Source organism: Pseudomonas sp. URIL14HWK12:I12 (assembly GCF_003097135.1).
GTDB lineage: Bacteria > Pseudomonadota > Gammaproteobacteria > Pseudomonadales > Pseudomonadaceae > Aquipseudomonas.
In genome coordinates, this window is record NZ_QEQL01000001.1 from 1,133,458 (window position 1) to 1,150,055 (window position 16,598).

Here is a 16,598-nt window from a genome sequence, read left to right on the forward strand (position 1 = left end):
CATGGCGGCTGATCACCATTAAGTCGTCGGCCTCTAGATAGCCAACATCGACTTTGATCATGGCGGCAATGCGATTAGCCGCGGTCACTCAATCTACGAGCCAGCCTAACAATGTCCTTCGCCTCAACAACAACGCGCCCTCCACGCTGGCGTGCCGCATTGAGCATGGCCTGACCGATGTCGTCGGTCGTAACGATCATGCCAGGGCACGCTCGGCGAATCAGCGACAGAAATGGATTGGCAAGACGGTAGAGGTACCGGTAGGCCGGGGTTTTGGACTGGATGCCGTGCAAGGGCTGAATGATGCTGGGACGGAACAGGTAGACGCTGCGAAACGGCAGCTTCTGCAAGTCGTTCTCGGTCTTGCCCTTGACCCGTGCCCACATGCTGCGCCCCTCCTCGCTACTGTCAGTGCCGGCACCCGAAACATAGACGAAGGTCATTTCCGGATTCAGCTTGGCCAGCAGGCTAGCGACTTTCAGGGTGAGTTCATGGGTGAGTTGCCGATAAGCCTCTTCGCTCATTCCGGAAGACGAAACACCGAGGCAAAAGAAGCAGGCGTCAAAGCCCTGCAGCTCGCCTTCAACCGCCTCAAGCGCCATCAGATCAGACTGCACCAACTGTTGCAGCCTGGGATGGGTTTGCTCGAGCGGAGTGCGCCCCACTGTGGTGACCTGGCTGACGTCAGGGGCAGCCAGACATTCGTGCAGCACGCCCTGGCCGACCATACCGCTCGCGCCAAAGATCAGGATCTTCATGGAGCCTTCTTTCCGAGGGCTGCGCTCCGCCATGCCGCCGGGGTCAGTTCTTCCCATTGCCGGAAAGCGCGGAAGAAGGAGTTCTGGTCTTCGTAGCCGAGCATGTAGGCCACTTCAATCAGCGCCAGCGTCGGATCGGCCAGATACTCCAGTGCCAGCTGATGGCGCGTTTCGCTGAGCAGGCTCTGGAAGGTCAGGCCTTCATCGGTCAGTTTGCGCTGCAAGGAGCGCTCACTCATCGCCAATTCGGTGGCGACGGAGCGGATGTCCGGACGACCAGCCGTGAGTCGCCGCCGCAAGACCCAGCGAATTTGATCGGCAAGCGTGGCGCTGTGGCTCTGTTGTTCCAGTCGCCGATCCAGCTCCGGAATCAGGATGTCCAGCAGTTCGGCGTTGTAGCTCACGAAGGGTTTGTCGAGGTCGGTACCACGAAGCGTCAGGCAATCACGTCCAGCGCCAAAACACACCCGACAGCCGAAGTAACGCTCGTAGTCGGCTTTGTTTTTCTCGGGTCGCGCCAGTTCGACGTACAGCGCTGACAGCGGCGTGGCAGTACCTCGGCGCCCCAACTCCATAAGTGAAGCCAGCGTCGCATCAACCAGGGCTGGAGAGGAAGCCTGTTCTTCAGCATGCAGCCAGGCAACGACGATTTCAGAACGATCCTCACGCTCCTCGATGCGCACCTCCTCCGGCGCACACAGGCGCTTAAAGCGCGCCACGCGCTGCAAGGCATCACGGAAATCGCGGGCGTGGTAGGCCGCCATGAAGGAGGGCGGCATCACGGCGCTCTCCAGTCCGGTGGCGATACGCAGACCAATCATGGGGTCCCCACTGAGTTCGACCAGCACTTGCCACAGTGCGAAGAACTGTGCCGTGGACAGCGCCGCCTGATCGCGAATGACGGCGAGGGGAACCCGCGCCTCGCGCACCACGTCGGCCCGCGCCAGCCCCACGCGCCTGATGCCTTCCCAGAACGCATCGGGAAGCCTGATCCTGTCTGCCACCGGAGTTTTCATGGTCTTGCCTGGCTTACTCAATGTGTTCAGGAAATTGACTTGTATTCCATGTACGAATGGATGCCATACACGCCATTCTCCCGACCGAGGCCCGATTGCTTGAAACCGCCAAAGGGAGCTGCGGGATTGTTGTTAAATGCGTTGATCGACACTGTTCCGGCCTCGATCTGGTCGGCGATCCGTTTGGCGTGATCGTAATCGGAACCGCTCACATAACCGGCGAGCCCGTAGGGCGTGTCGTTGGCGATGGCGATCGCCTCCTGCTCAACCTTGTAAGTGATGAGGCACAACACGGGACCAAAGATCTCTTCGCGGGCAACCGTCATGTCGTTGGTCACGTTTGCGAATAAAGTCGGCTTGACGAAATTACCGCTTTCCAGTCCGGCGGGATGGCCAGGGCCGCCTACCAATACTTCAGCGCCTTCCGCGATCCCCTTGTTGATATAGCTTTGAACGCGTTCGTACTGGCTCTTCGACACCATCGGCCCGATGGCTGTGCTCGCATCTTGCGGAAGCCCGACTTTGAGATGCTGTTCGACCGCCTGCTTCAAGGCCGCCTTGATTTCACCGGCACGGCTTTCCGGCACCAGCACGCGAGTTCCCGCGATGCAAGCCTGCCCACTGTTCATGAATCCGCTGGACAGAACGAATGGGATCACCTGTTCGAGATTGGCATCTTCAAGAATGATGTGGGGAGATTTGCCACCCAGCTCCAGAGTCACCCGCTTGAGCGTCGCCGCGCCGTCACGAGCGATCGTTTTGCCTACGGCCGTCGAGCCGGTGAAGGAAATCTTGGCGACATCGGGGTTGCGGGTGATCTCGGCACCCACCACGTCGCCACGACCATTGACGATGTTGATCAGTCCGGCCGGAATTTTCGCCTCATGCACACACTCCATAATCAATTGCGTCTGCAACGCACTCATTTCACTGGGCTTGGTGACGACCGTGCATCCGGCCGCCAAGGCGGCCGAAGCCTTGTTGAAGAAATACAGGATGTTCGCGTTCCAAGGCGTGATGTGCCCGGCAACGCCTACGGGCTGCAATGACACTTCCGTGTGGCCAACCATCTTCTTGAACTCTACTTCGTTCAAGGCCTTCTTGGCACTCAAGATGGCTCCAGCCGCCACCTGTATTAGGAAGTGCGCCATCTGCGACGGCCCGCCGTATTCCTGGATCAGCGCCTGGGCATGCTCACCGGCACGCGCCACAAGCGCATCGTGCAGGCGCTGGAGATATTCTGCGCGTTCCTCGGGGGCAGACTTCGAATAAGCCTTGAAGGCCTCCTTGGCAGCGGCAATGGCACGCCGGGTATCTTCCTCGTCGCCGAGCGTAACGCGTCCGATCAGCTCCTGCGTGGAGGGATTGATCAGATCGAAGGTTTCCCTGCCGTGCGACTCAACAAATTCGCCATTGATGTAGTGCCTGGTGATGAGTTTCATACTCTCTCCTTCCGTCCCATTGATGGTCACGTGAATGAACGCCATGCCCTTCGCTCCCAGCGATAAGGGGCGGGCGGCACGCTCACTGGGTATTCGTGAGCATGGGAGAAGTCTGGGGAACTCACTCTAATGACGATATGCAGAGTGCGCCAGATGGGTTGCAAAATACGCCATTAGGTTTCTGGCGTAGATATCTTTTGAGGGCTGCTGGTGAACAGGGAACTGCCATTGGTGATTGATTTGGAGGACATCTGCTCACGCCGACGACCTGAAGTAACTTATCAGGCAGGTTTCGGAGCGGAACCGCCACTTGGATGAACGCTGTCGAGAGAAGCTGACCGGTCGGTTGTGGCCGGGACAGACCAGACCGACAGCGGCCGCTCGCAAAGGTCTGCTTTTGGCCGATAGCCGCCACTCAGTGAAGTGGAAAATCCGCAAAATCAAACGTGACGCTTTATCCCCGTCCGCCTCATAAAGGCCTGCCCCAGTCGCTGATGCTTTAAGCTTCCTTGATCCCCAAGCCAAACGAACGCCTCATAAGCGGCGCGCTCGATCTGCAAAGAGGATTCATCTTCCATATCGGGCTCCTATCATTAGCGGGGCTCAAACGTACGAGCTGCCTATCAGCCCTTCCGGCTCGGCCTTGCCAATCAGAAGGCCCGCACCCGGCCAGTAGCCGCATCGGTCTCGACCAATAGCAGCGCCTCCCCTGCCCCAAGGGCCTCAGCAATGCAGCGCCCTTCAGCGTCCCACACCGCGCTGCGCCCCGCGCATTGCCAGCCGCCGCTTGCACCACCGTGGTTCGCCAGCAGCACAGGCATGCGGTGGCGGCGGGCGTAGCCGGCCAGCAATTCGCTGTCATGCCCGTAACCGCCTTCACTGATCAACGCGCTTACCGCGTATAGGCCCGCGCCCGCTGCGGCGGCGTTGGCCGGGTGGCTGGCCTGAGAGAAGTCTGCGCACACCGCTACCGCCACGGGCAGCCCGCCAACGGTGAACCCGGCACCGCCCTGCCCGGCAATGAAGAACCGCTCCTCACCTGGGTGCAGGTGTTGCTTGGCATATACCTGCGGGCCGCTTGGCAGGCCGAATACCCAGGCTGCGATCATCGGTTTTTCAGCGCCTGGCGTGCGCAGTGGCGCACCCACGATGCACACCATTTCGCAGCGTTCGGCCACATCCCGTAGCGGCCGCAGGGCCTCAGCTTCCTGGTGCAAGGCCAGTGCAGCAGCAGCCTCAGGCTCGTAGCCGGTCAGCGACAGCTCTGGGAATACCAGCAAGCGAACGCCCAAGGCATGGGCCTTGTGCATCAAGCGCAGGTGAGCCTCAAGGTTGGCGGGCAGGTCGCAGGCGATGGCGCACGTCTGGGCAGCGGCGATGAGCATCGTGGCACTCTTGGGCGAGAAAGCTCGCATCATGCCCCAGCCTCGGCAGGCAGGCCAGCGGCTGCGCACTGCCGGCCTAAGCATATGCCCGCGGGCTATTGGGCATCCCGGCCTGCGGCAGGTTAGGCTTTGCGCACCGGGCCACCGGACTTCGCCGCTTTCATCAACAGCCGGCCAAGCCCGTTTCCGGGCCGCGCCTTCGCGAGCCCGACCATGCCCCAGCGTAAACAGATCCTGCTCAACGCCTTCAACATGAACTGCGTGGGCCACATCAACCACGGCCTGTGGGCACACCCACGAGACCGCTCCAGCGACTATCACACCCTCAGCTATTGGACCGACCTGGCCAAACTGCTGGAAAAAGGCCTGTTCGACGGGTTGTTTCTGGCTGACATCGTTGGGGTGTACGACACCTGGCAGGGCAACGTCGACCTGACCCTGCGCGAAAGCATCCAACTGCCGGTCAATGACCCGCTGATGCTGGTATCAGCGATGGCCGCGGTGACTTCACACCTGGGCTTTGGCTTGACCGCCAACCTCTCCTATGAACTTCCCTACCTGCTGGCGCGACGGTTTTCGACCCTGGATCACCTGACCGAAGGGCGGGTGGGCTGGAACATCGTCACCGGCTACCTGGAGAGCGCTGCGCGCGCCATGGGCCGGCCCGCACAGGTGGCCCACGACCGCCGCTACGACCAGGCCGATGAGTACCTGCAGGTGCTCTACAAGCTCTGGGAACACAGCTGGGAAGACGATGCAGTGCTGGCTGACCGCGCGGGCCGCCGTTATGCCGACCCTGCGAAGGTGCACCCGATCGACCACCGCGGGGAGTTCTATCAGGTGCAGGGGTATCACCTGAGCGAGCCGTCGCCGCAGCGCACACCGGTGCTGTTCCAGGCCGGCTCCTCGGCGCGCGGGTTGCGTTTTGCCGGGCAGCATGCCGAATGCGTGTTCATATCAGGCCAAACGCGGCCCGCCACCGCCGAGCAGGTGGGCAAGGTGCGCGCTGCCGCGCAGGCTGCCGGCCGTACGCCGGAGGCCATCAAGGTGTTCATGGGTATCAGCGTGGTGGTCGCCGGCAGTGAAGCCGAAGCCCGTGACAAGCATGGTGAATACCTGCGCTACGCCAGCCCCGAGGCCGGCGTGGCGCACTACTCGGCCTCTACCGGCATCGACCTGGCCCGCTACGGGCTGGACGAGCCGATTCGCGACGAGCAGACCAACGCCATCGAGTCGGCACGGCAGGCCCTTACCAACGGCCAATGGACCGTGCGCCGCCTGCTCGATCAGACCGCCTTGGGCGGCCGCTACCCGGCGCTGGTAGGCAGCGCCGTACAGGTGGCCGACGGGTTGCAAGCCTGGGTGGAAGAAACCGGCATCGACGGCTTCAACCTGGCGCGCACCGTCACACCGGAAAGCTATGCCGATTTCATCGAGCATGTGGTGCCGGAGTTGCAGAACCGGGGGTTGTTCAAAACCGAATATGCCCAAGGGAGCCTGCGGCACAAGCTGTTCGGGGCCGGCCCGAGGCTGCCGGCGGGGCATGTGGGCAGGTACGGTGAGTAGAGGCGCGGCTGCGCCGCTCTCCTGCCATGCCGGGCGTGTGCCTAATGAGGTTTGACGCTCAGAATGTATACCCTTCACACCGTTGGGAAATATCATCCGGGCCGGCCAGCCAGGTGGCTGCCCCACAGGTGATGCCATCTGCGCGTTGCGAACTGAGCCGTCGTGAAACCTACGCTCAAAGCTATAAGCTTCCATTCCCGCCACCCCACCCCACCCGTACTCGGCATTTCAACTGACGTGGTCTTGATCAGCCATAAATAGAACCAGGGTTGGCCATTGTTTTCTTCCTGGATGTCTCAGGTTCTCGATTTACACCGACAGCAGGCATTAAAGGTGTGGCGGATTGTTGCCGAAATACGGGACACCTTCCTGACGTTTCGCAGCCTTCAATAGGGTGCACATGCCAAACCATGCTGATCTGTGTTTCCCTCATGCACGACGCTCGATCAAGCGGCCGGGCGCGCTCAGCTTATTAGCGGCGTCGATAGTCGCTGGGGCTGCGCCTCTATCGGATGCCCTGGCCAGCGAGCTGATCGACTTCTACTCGTCCACTGGGCCGTACCTAGCTCCTGTCTTTCTCAGCGCAAATGGAGAAACGGCGGTAGGTGGGTTGGCCAACAACACAGGGCCGGCGCAGGTGGGGCGGCTAGGTGGTCGCACTTTTGAAAACATCGGTAGCCTTAACGGCGGCGCTACCTACGCGCGTGGGCTGAGTGACGATGGCTCGACCATTGTCGGGGTGTCAGAGATAAGCCCTGGCGGGAACAACCACGCGTTCCGCTGGAAAAATGGCGTTATGACGGACCTTGGCACATTCGGTGGCAACTACGCCGACGCCACAGCCGTGAGCGCCGATGGCAGTGTGGTAGTGGGGCAGGCAGGATTGGCCTCCGGTAGCATGGCATTCAGATGGGAGAGTGGCACACTTCAAGCGCTGGGTACCTTAGGCGGCTCAGATTCCTTTGCGCGTGCGGTCAGCGCCGATGGCACTTCAGTGGTGGGCGTGTCGTCACTCCCCAACCGGAATTTACACGCATTTCTCTGGCAAGCCGGGGCAATCACCGACCTGGGTACCTTAGGCGGGGATCATTCCACCGCAACGGCGATCAACGCCAATGGCCAAGTGGTAGTCGGCGCGTCTTTCCTGGCAGGCAGCAGCGCTCCGCATGCCTTCCGCTGGTCGGCCGGTACGATGCAAGACCTGGGCACGCTAGGCGGATATTATTCCGATGCCCAGTTCATCAGTGCCGACGGCAGCGTGGTAGTGGGAAACTCCATTTTGGCCGACAACCTGAACAATCGCCTCTTCCGCTGGGAGGCGGGGGCAATGGTTGACCTAGGCTCGCTGGGGGGCAGCGCGGTCCAAGCCAGCGACATGAACCCTGCCGGCACCGTAGTGGTGGGCGCCGCGTCAAACACCCAGAACCAGAATCAGGCTTTCCGTTGGTCGTTAGCTGGTGGCCTGCAAACGGTAGACGCCTGGTTGGCCGACAACGGCGTTCCGATAAGCAGTGTCGGACAACGCGCCGTTACTGCCGCGGCCGTAAGCGATGACGGCAATGTGATCATCGGGCAACTGAACAATGGCCACCAGTATTTGGCAAGGATCGTTGCGCCAGCAGCACCCCCTGTAGTAAGCCCACCGCCAACCGTTACTCCCACGCTTCCACCGCCTTCTGCGCCAGGCTCAGGGCTGATTGACGTAGACGACTTCATGGCGGGGCTTTCGGCGGTGCGGATGCAGGCCTCTACGATCACTCTCAATACCAGCGACCTTATCCTGAACGGTCTTCATGGTAACCCCATGCGGGGCCTGCTGCCGGCGGGCAATCAAAGCATATGGGTTTCAGGCGACATCGGCCGTAACCGTCAGGAGGCTGCAGACGGTAACACTGGCCTGGGCGAGATAGGCTACGGTGTAAACCTCACCCAAGGGTGGCAAGTAAACTTGGCTTTGGGTCGTACGGCTGACGTACAGCACGGGCCAGTAGGCAGCCATACACGCGTAGAAAGTACTTACGTTGTGCCAGAGCTGACCGTGCAACTGCCGAACACTTCGGCCTATACCACCTTTAGCCTGCTTTATAGCCGAGGCACCAGTGACATTGATCGGGGCTACCTCAACGCAGGCCTGCAACGCACCTCTCAGGGTGATTCGTCGGTTACCAGCTGGGGCGGCCGAGTGCGGCTTGATTTGCTGAACGCTTTCTCACTGGCCGGCGCGGGCTTCACGCCCTATGTCAGCCATACGCTCCTGCGCACTCGCCTGGATGGCTATACAGAGACCAGTGGTGGTTTCCCGGTTGCGTGGTCCCCCAGCACTGCGCGTAGCCAAATTTCTCGACTGGGTGTAGACGCTGTAAAGCCCCTCGGCCCGAGCGTGACCTTGTTAGGGCGAGTGGAGGGCGCACACCGCTTTGAAGGCCAAAGCCCTCGCGCCGAAGGGGACTTACTCGGTACGGGCGGTGGCCGGTTCAGCCTTCCAGGGGCCGATTACACCCAAAGCTGGTTGCGCGTGGGCACAGGCGCCGAAGTGAAACTCGGAGCGGGCATGACGAGCCTTATGCTCAACGTTACGACTGAAGGTGAAGCCCCGAACTATTGGGCCACTGTGGGTTATCAATTGAAGTTCTAGATGCCGGGAGGCTCGTAAGGACCGCGAAAGGGATAGGGCCCGCTGACTGGCGTATATCGACACTGCTGCCCGGATCTAGGAGAGGCAGCCTTACCCCAGATGTCGCAGCTCAGCAATAGCCGGATTCCTGGCCCCAAAGCATTCGAAATGCATAGGTTGTTGGAGCATAACGTCGCTCCTGAGAATCCTTGTCGAGCGGTGGTTCAAATGACCTCGTATTCAGGTTTACTCGCCCTGCCGTCTATGCAGGCTTACCAAGCACCACGCACGGGCGCCGGCGTTAGCGGCTAGGCTGACGAAGCTTCTGAACGAGGACTGCCCAAAAGGCTCCTCGCCGTTCAGCTTTACGGGGCACTACCGGTGGTTGCTCCGCAGGCAACTGTTTAGGGTTGAATAGTGTAGAGCCGAGAATGCTTTGGGGCACGGCGCAGCTGCGTCAGCGGGAAGTCGAAGCCGCTGCTGGCACGATTCGACTGCAAGGATGCCGGTACAGCTGCACACCGGCTGTACCCTGACCGACCCGCCCCCTAGCGCAGGTCCCCGCGCAGCGCCATCACTCGCTCGCGCATCACCCGCGGTGTGGCCTGCTCACTGGCAAGCGGCGCCCCGGCCACCACCGCGACTCTCGACCAGAAACGCTTGAACAACCCCTTGCCCGGCGCACGGCTGAAGAAGCTGCCCCACAGGCCCTGCAAGGCAAGCGGCACCACTGGCACCGGGTTGGCCTTGAGAATGGTGTTCACACCGCCTTTGAAGGCGTCCACTTCGCCATCCCCCGTCAGTTTGCCCTCGGGGAAGATGCACACCAGCTCGCCGGCGGCCAGATACGCCGCAATGCGCGCAAACGCGGCTTCGTACACGGCCAGGTCTTCGCCGCGCCCGGCGATAGGCACGGCACCGACAGTGCGGAACACAAAGTTGAGCACCGGCAGGTTGTAGATCTTGTAATACATCACGAAGCGTATCGGCCGGCGTATTGCACCGGCGAGCAGCAAGGCATCGACGAACGAAACATGGTTGCACACCAGCAGCGCTGCGCCTTCTTCGGGAATGTTGCCCAGCCCCCGGTGGCTAACGCGATACATCGAATGGCTGAGCAGCCAAATGAGAAAGCGCGCGGTGAATTCCGGCACGATGCTGAAGATGTAAAGGTTGATGGCGATGTTGAGCAGCGACACCACCAGAAACAGATGCGGGATCGATAGCTTGAGCACCGACAGCAGCACGATCGCAACGATGGCCGACACCACCATGAACAACGCATTGAGAATATTGTTGGCAGCAATCACCCGGGCGCGCTCGTGCTCGGCCGAGCGGGACTGAATCAGCGCGTACAGCGGCACGATGTAGAAGCCGCCGAACACCCCCAGCCCCAGAATGCTGAACAAGGCCCACCACGCCGACCCCTGCCCTATCACCTGCAACCAGCTATATGGCGCAGCGCCTTCGGGCACATGGCCCGAAGCAAGCCACCAGGCCAGCCCGAACAACGTGATACCGAACGAGCCGAAGGGCACCAGGCCGATCTCGACCTTGCTTCCAGAGAGCCGCTCACACAGCAACGAGCCCAAGGCGATACCCACCGAAAACACAGTGAGAATCAAGGTGACCACAGTCTCATCGCCGTGCAGCCAATCTTTTGCGTAGCCTGGAATCTGCGTGAGGTAGATGGCGCCGACGAACCAGAACCAGGAGTTGCCCAGGATCGAGCGCGACACCGCTTCGGTCTGGTGAAAGCCCAGTTTGAGGGTCAGCCAGGTTTGCCGGGCGATGTTCCAGTCCAGTGCCAGATCGGGGGAGCTGGCCGGGGCTGGCGGGATGAAGCGGCTGGCAGCGTAGCCTGCCACCGCCACGCCGACGATGCCGGCCGAGACGGCCCAGGCGTAGTGCTCGCCGCTGACCAGCACACCGGCGCCGATCGTGCCGGCCAGGATCGCCAGGAAAGTGCCCATCTCCACCAAGCCGTTGCCGCCAATCAGCTCGTGTGGGTGCAGCGCCTGCGGCAGGATCGAGTACTTCACCGGCCCGAACAAGGCCGAATGCATGCCCATGGCGAACAGCGCTACCAACATCAGGCTCAGGTGGCCCAGCACGAACCCGCAGGCCCCGGTGGCCATGATGGCGATCTCCGCCAGCTTGATCGCGTGAATCAACCGGTGTTTGGCGAACTTCTCCCCTATCTGCCCTGCCAGGGCAGAAAACAGGAAGAACGGGAGAATGAACAGCATGGCGCAGAGGTTGACCCACACCGTGCGGTCGCCCTCAAGCGCGAGCTTGTAGAGAATCGCCAGAATCAGCGACTGCTTGAACAGGTTATCGTTGAATGCGCCCAGCGACTGGGTCACGAAAAAGGGCAAGAACCTGCGCGTGCGCAGCAGGCCGGTTTGTGCACTCATGTAAGGGCCTTCTAAGCGTGGGTGCGTGCGTCCTGCGGCGTCCTCCGCATCGCTAGCCCGGAGAGGATACACAGCAACAGCAGGGTTGTGGCATAGGCATCTGCAGTGGCCACCAGGCCAAGCGCCTTGACCAGCAGCCCCGCGACCAGCGCTGGCACGCAGAACGCCAGATAGCTCAGCACATAGAACGCGGCCATCAGGGCCGCTCGTTCATGGGCATGGGCCAGTGGTATCACGCTTCGCACGGCGCCAAGAAAGCCCGACCCGAACCCTGCCCCTGCAACCAAGGTGGCGAAGAAGAACAGCGCGGCCATGCCGGAGTGCACAGCGAGCAGCAATAGCACCAAGCCGCTGGCCAGCAGGCCAGTGCCCAGGCGCAACACGCCAGTGGCGGGCCGGTTACGCAGCGTGTAGATGGCTGCCGCCCCTGCCAGGGTCAGGGTGGCCACCAGGGCGCCCGGCAACAACGGGCTGTGCAGCCCGGTGGTACCGCGAACCAGCAGCGGCGCCAACGACAGGAAAAACCCGCCCAGGGCCCAGCAGGCCACGTCTACCGGCAAGGCCCGCCACAGGGCAGCGCGAGCCTGAACCGGGACCTGCACGGCCGGCTTGAGCGACGCCAGCGCACCAGGCGCCCGGCTTACGCTTTCCGGCAACCAGGCCAGCAACAGCACCTGCAGAAAAAAGATGCTGCCCAGCACTGCATACACCAACCGCAGCGGCCAGGGGCCGTATTCCACCAGCAGGCTGCACCCCAGCGCCCCGGCGGCCATGCCGAACATCGGCGTCAGGCTGTTGAGCAGAGGCCCGGCGGCGGCGTCGCGATCTACCAGCGCCGCACCCAACACACTGGTCGCCATGCCTGTGGCAAAGCCCTGGAGCACTCGTGCGGCGATCAGCCAGGGCACGTTCGGGGCCTCGAGAAACACGCCCATGGCCAGCAGCTCCAGCATCAACGCTACCGCAATCACCGGGCGCCGCCCAAGGTGGTCAGACAGCTTGCCGACCGTGAGCAATGCCAGCAGCAGGCTGAAGGCGTAGACGGCGAACACCAGGGTGAGCACCGCCGGTGAGAACCCCCAGGCCTGCTGGTAGAGCGGATACAAGGGCGTGGGGGCGCTGGAAGCGGCCAGAAAACACAGCAACACCGACCCCAAGTAGGCCATCGACAGGCGATAAGACACACGCACCTCCGTTAAAGCAATGAATTAGCCTTAGTGAGTGTGCTCGCCTTGGCTGCTTAACGCAATTTTTTTGTGTTAAGGTATTTCCATGGCTATTCGAGAACCTGTCCGCAGCGGCGGGCGCAGTGCCCGTGTGCAGCAGTCGGTGCACGCTGCCGTGCGCGAGCTACTCGCTGAACGCCCGCGCGAAGCACTGACCTTACCCATCATCGCGGCACGTGCCGGGGTAACGCCGTCCACGCTGTATCGACGCTGGGGCGACTTACCCAGCCTGTTGGCCGATGCCAGCCTTGAACGCCTGCGCCCCGATGCCCCGCCCGTGGACACGGGCAGCCTGCACGGCGACCTCCTGGCCTGGGTAGAGCAGTATGTGGATGAGCTCGGTTCAGAGCCCGGGCGGGCGATGATTCGCGATTTTGTCGCCAGTGGCACGGCGTGCCAGTGCGCAGGGGTATTGCGAGGGCAACTTCAGCAGATCGTGGATCGCGCACAATCGCGTGGCGAGGTGTCGCCCAGTGCCGACACGTTGCTCGATCGCCTGGCGGCGCCGACGGTGTACCGGGTGATGTTCAGCGAGGTGCTGCCCGATGCCGCGCGGCAAGCTCAGTGGGTCGAGCACGCGTTGCTGGGTGAGTAACGCTTCAAGGCAGTGTGGGGGGGCTTCTGAACGCAGATGGCCTGCGCTGCTTTCACAACCTTCGCGTCGCGCGGCACGGCCGCCCTCCTACCGGGTCATCGCCAGGTAGGAGTACGGCCTGCCGCGTTACCTGCTGACCTACCCGCTGGGCAGGCCAGAGCTTGAGCTAGCCCAGCTTATTTGCCGGCCCACTCGCTGACGCGCTCGGGGTTGGCCGCTACCCATTTCTTGGCCGCTTCTTCAGGCTTGGCGCCGTTCTGGATTTCCAGCATCACTGCGCCAATCTCGTTGGCGTCTTTCCACTGGAATTTCTTCAGGAACGCAACCACGTCAGGTGCCTTTTTCTCCAGGTCCTTGCTGCCGATGCTGTCGACGTGCTCGGCACCGCCGTAGACGTTCTTCGGATCTTCAAGGAAGCGCAGTTTGTTCTCGCCGGTGTACTTGGCGAACATCCAGTGCGGTACCCAGCCGGTCACGGCGATTTCCTGTTTGCGCGACACAGCACGGTCCAGCTGCGAGGTCATGCCGGCGCCGGAGCTGGCGACCAGGGTGAAGCCCTTGAGGTCGTAATCCTTGATGGCCTGTTCGGTTTTGGTCATCACGCCGGCGCCTGCATCGATGCCGGTGATCTTGGTGCCGAAATCCTTGTCGGTCTTGAGGTCTTCGATGCTCTTGGCCTTAACGTAGTCGGGCACGATGAGCCCGATCTTGGCGTCGTTGAAGTTGGCGCCGTAGTCCACTACTTCATCGCCATACTTCTTGATGTATTCGCCGTGAGTGCCTGGCAGCCAGGCAGAAAGCATCATGTCGAGCTTGCCGGTCGCCACGCCCTGCCACATGATCCCGGCGCCCAGCGCGGTGGGTTTAACGTCGTAGCCCAGCTTCTGCTTGATGATCTCGGCGGCGACGAAGGTGGTCGCCACGCTGTCGGACCAGCCGTCGACATAGCCGATGCTGAGGGTGTCCTTGGCCTGCGCGAAGGTGGCGCTCATGGCCACGACCAAAGCGGCGCTTGCGCCCAGAATGCGTCTGAATTTCATGCTTGACTCCCCGAAAAGGCTTGCCCGGCCGAGGCCGAGTGAATGGTTTTGTTTTCTTGGTTGTCTGCGAGTCAGCCTGGCTGACCATCAAAATGATCATCGCATAAGGCCAGCTGCCCTGCTCCATGGGCGACGCTCAGGCACTTAGTGGCGACATCGCAACCCCTGCGCGCGACATGGCCCGGAACCGAAAACGACTTGCGCACCGTTATTGCGCGGCGCAGGGCCGGTGCCAGAGGGCTGCGCACCGTTTTGTAACCTTCCGGTCGTCCGCCCGGGTGCAAAAGCCAAACGAGACGCTATTTGCCGGCATTGGATTCGGTGTATCGTTCCTGCCGCAACCCACGGCGCACGTAAAAATTTCGTCAAGGGAGAAGGCAACTTGCCACTAGAGGCGTTGTCTAGTCAGCTGCATTGGCCTCAGGAACTTCATTCATGCTTCGATCCTTGCGCTTGGCCGCCCTTCTGGGTGGGCTTCTTGTAAGTGCGTTCGCCCAGGCCCGGGATATCGACCCGGGCACCTACGGCTTCCCGCTGACCAACCCCTTCGAGGCGACCATCGCCACCACCCCACCGGACTTGCGCCCCAAGCTGCCGCTGGACGAAGACATCAACCAGGCCGATTACACGCTCAATATCCGCCCGGAGCGCGAGTTCATCCTGCCCGACAACTTCTGGGCGGTTAAAAAGCTGCACTACCGCCTGGCCGAACAGAAACACGCCGCCCCCCTGGTATTTCTGATCGCCGGCACCGGCGCTGCCTACAACAGCGCCATCAATGAATACCTGAAAAAGCTGTTCTGGCAAGCCGGCTACCACGTGGTGCAGCTCTCCTCGCCCACCAGCTTCGACTTCATCAGTGCGGCCTCCCGCTTCGCCACCCCTGGCGTGACCAGCGAAGATGCCGAAGACCTGTACCGGGTGATGCAAGCTGTTCGGGCACAGCATCCGAAACTGCCGGTCACCGACTTCTACCTCTCCGGCTACAGCCTGGGCGCCCTGGACGCGGCGTTCGTCAGCAAGCTTGACGAGACTCGCCGCAGCTTCAACTTCAAGAAGGTGCTGCTGCTCAACCCGCCGGTGAACCTCTACACCTCGATCAACAACCTCGACAAACTGGTGCAAACCCAGGTCAAGGGCATCAACAACTCCACCACCTTCTATGAGCTGGTACTGAGCAAACTCACCCGCTACTTTCAGCAGAAGGGCTACATCGACCTGAACGAGGCACTGCTGTACGACTTCCAGCAGTCCAAGCAGCACCTGTCGAACGAGCAGATGGCGATGTTGATTGGCGTGTCGTTCCGCTTCTCCGCCGCAGACATCGCCTTTACCTCCGACTTGATCAACCGCCGCGGCCTGATCACCCCGATAGATTACCCGATCCGCGAAGGCACCAGCCTCACGCCCTTCATGCGCCGGGCGATGCAGTGCGACTTCGACTGCTACATGACCGAGCAAGTGATCCCGATGTGGCGCGCCCGCACCGATGGGGGCAGCGTGCTGCAACTGATCGACCAGGCCAGCCTGTATGCGCTCAAAGACTACCTGCACAGCTCCAGCAAGATCGCTGTGATGCACAACGCCGACGACGTGATCCTCGGCCCCGGCGACCTGGGTTTTCTGCGCAAGACCTTCGGCGATCGCCTGACCGTCTATCCCTATGGTGGCCATTGCGGCAACCTCAACTACCGCGTCAACGCAGACGCCATGCTGGAGTGGTTCCGTGGCTAAGAAATTCCTCCTGCTCGCCAGCCTGTTGTTCGCCGGCGCGGTCCAGGCCGCGCAACCTGCTGCCGCTACCACGCCGGATGCCGACGGCTTCAAGGAGCCGCTCAAGCAATTGACCTTCAACCCCGGGCTGGACCAGCGCGAGTTCGAGCGCTCCACCCTGAGTGCGCTGGAAGTGTATGACCCGCTGGAATCGTGGAACCGCCGGGTGTACCACTTCAACTACCGATTCGACGAATGGGTGTTCCTGCCGGTGGTGCATGGCTATGAGTTCATCACTCCGCGCTTCGTGCGCACCGGGGTGAGCAACTTCTTCGGCAACCTGGGCGACATCAGCAACCTGTTCAACTCGGCGCTGCAGTTCAAGGGCAAGCGTTCGCTGCAAGTCGCCGGGCGCCTGGCACTGAACACCACGGTCGGCATCGCTGGCCTCTGGGACCCTGCCACCAAGCTGGGCCTGCCCAAGCAGACCGAAGACTTCGGCCAGACCCTGGGCTTCTACGGCGTGCACGATGGCCCCTACCTCGTGCTGCCCTTCCTCGGCCCTTCCAACCTGCGTGACACCACAGGCCTTGTGGCTGACTTCAGCGTTGAGTCGGCGGTCAACTTCCTGAACGTCAGCCAGGAAAGCAGCCGCCACCCCGAGATCTACGCCCTTCGGGTGGTCGACAAACGCTACGTCAACAGCTTCCGCTACGGCCAGCTGAACTCACCGTTCGAATACGAAAAGGTGCGTTACGTCTACACCGAGTCGCGCAAGCTGCAGATCGCCGAGTAACCACCTACCCATCGAGCCATTCGATGGGTG

Annotated in this window: 12 protein-coding genes; 5 read left to right on the forward strand and 7 right to left on the reverse strand. The window is 61.6% G+C overall.

Annotation, left to right across the window (positions count from 1 at the left end; translation table 11 throughout):
* Positions 1–74: 74 nt before the first annotated feature.
* The 4 genes from F474_RS05320 to F474_RS05335 all read right to left on the reverse strand — a co-directional run bounded on the left by F474_RS05320 (position 75) and on the right by F474_RS05335 (position 4,601).
* Positions 75–758: an NAD-dependent epimerase/dehydratase family protein gene (locus F474_RS05320; RefSeq protein ID WP_097083586.1), complete on the reverse strand. Its 684-nt coding sequence runs from the start codon at positions 756–758 to the stop codon at positions 75–77.
* The gene (locus F474_RS05325; RefSeq protein ID WP_097083585.1) at positions 755–1,774 is read right to left on the reverse strand and encodes an AraC family transcriptional regulator; all 1,020 of its coding nucleotides are present in this window, start codon (positions 1,772–1,774) and stop codon (positions 755–757) included. Before F474_RS05325 ends, F474_RS05320 begins: the two co-directional genes overlap by 4 nt.
* 26 nt (positions 1,775–1,800) lie before the next feature.
* Positions 1,801–3,216: an aldehyde dehydrogenase family protein gene (locus F474_RS05330; RefSeq protein ID WP_097083584.1), complete on the reverse strand. Its 1,416-nt coding sequence runs from the start codon at positions 3,214–3,216 to the stop codon at positions 1,801–1,803.
* A 650-nt stretch (positions 3,217–3,866) separates the two neighbouring features.
* Positions 3,867–4,601 carry a carbon-nitrogen hydrolase family protein gene (locus tag F474_RS05335; RefSeq protein WP_097083583.1) on the reverse strand — a complete coding sequence of 245 codons (735 nt, stop codon included), beginning with the start codon at positions 4,599–4,601 and terminating at the stop codon, positions 3,867–3,869.
* A 213-nt stretch (positions 4,602–4,814) separates the two neighbouring features.
* Between F474_RS05335 and F474_RS05340 the strand changes: the two genes are divergently transcribed.
* Both F474_RS05340 and F474_RS05345 read left to right on the forward strand, forming a co-directional pair.
* Complete coding sequence (locus F474_RS05340; RefSeq protein WP_097084265.1) at positions 4,815–6,167, forward strand: LLM class flavin-dependent oxidoreductase; 1,353 nt, start codon at positions 4,815–4,817, stop codon at positions 6,165–6,167.
* A 400-nt stretch (positions 6,168–6,567) separates the two neighbouring features.
* Complete coding sequence (locus F474_RS05345; RefSeq protein ID WP_097083582.1) at positions 6,568–8,802, forward strand: autotransporter domain-containing protein; 2,235 nt, start codon at positions 6,568–6,570, stop codon at positions 8,800–8,802.
* A gap of 527 nt (positions 8,803–9,329) precedes the next feature.
* On the opposite strand, the gene F474_RS05350 is transcribed toward F474_RS05345, so the two are convergent.
* The gene (locus tag F474_RS05350) at positions 9,330–11,198 is read right to left on the reverse strand and encodes an MFS transporter (RefSeq protein WP_097083581.1); all 1,869 of its coding nucleotides are present in this window, start codon (positions 11,196–11,198) and stop codon (positions 9,330–9,332) included.
* 11 nt (positions 11,199–11,209) lie between these two features.
* Positions 11,210–12,364, reverse strand: a complete 1,155-nt coding sequence (locus F474_RS05355; RefSeq protein WP_097084264.1) for an MFS transporter — start codon at positions 12,362–12,364, stop codon at positions 11,210–11,212.
* Positions 12,365–12,470: 106 nt separating this feature from the next.
* Between F474_RS05355 and F474_RS05360 the strand changes: the two genes are divergently transcribed.
* Positions 12,471–13,019, forward strand: coding sequence for a TetR/AcrR family transcriptional regulator (locus tag F474_RS05360; protein ID WP_097083580.1), 549 nt, complete (start codon positions 12,471–12,473; stop codon positions 13,017–13,019).
* A gap of 176 nt (positions 13,020–13,195) precedes the next feature.
* Here the strand turns inward: F474_RS05360 and F474_RS05365 are convergent, their stop codons facing one another.
* Entirely contained in the window at positions 13,196–14,059 is an 864-nt protein-coding gene (locus F474_RS05365; RefSeq protein ID WP_097083579.1) for a glycine betaine ABC transporter substrate-binding protein, read from the reverse strand.
* Positions 14,060–14,494: 435 nt separating this feature from the next.
* Here F474_RS05365 and F474_RS05370 point away from each other — a divergent pair, with 435 nt between their 5' ends.
* Complete coding sequence (locus F474_RS05370; protein ID WP_097083578.1) at positions 14,495–15,793, forward strand: serine/threonine protein kinase; 1,299 nt, start codon at positions 14,495–14,497, stop codon at positions 15,791–15,793.
* Positions 15,786–16,568 (forward strand): VacJ family lipoprotein, encoded by a 783-nt coding sequence (locus F474_RS05375; RefSeq protein ID WP_097083577.1) that lies wholly within the window; start codon positions 15,786–15,788, stop codon positions 16,566–16,568. The genes F474_RS05370 and F474_RS05375 overlap by 8 nt, the downstream gene beginning before the upstream one ends.
* The last annotated feature ends 30 nt before the right edge of the window (positions 16,569–16,598 follow it).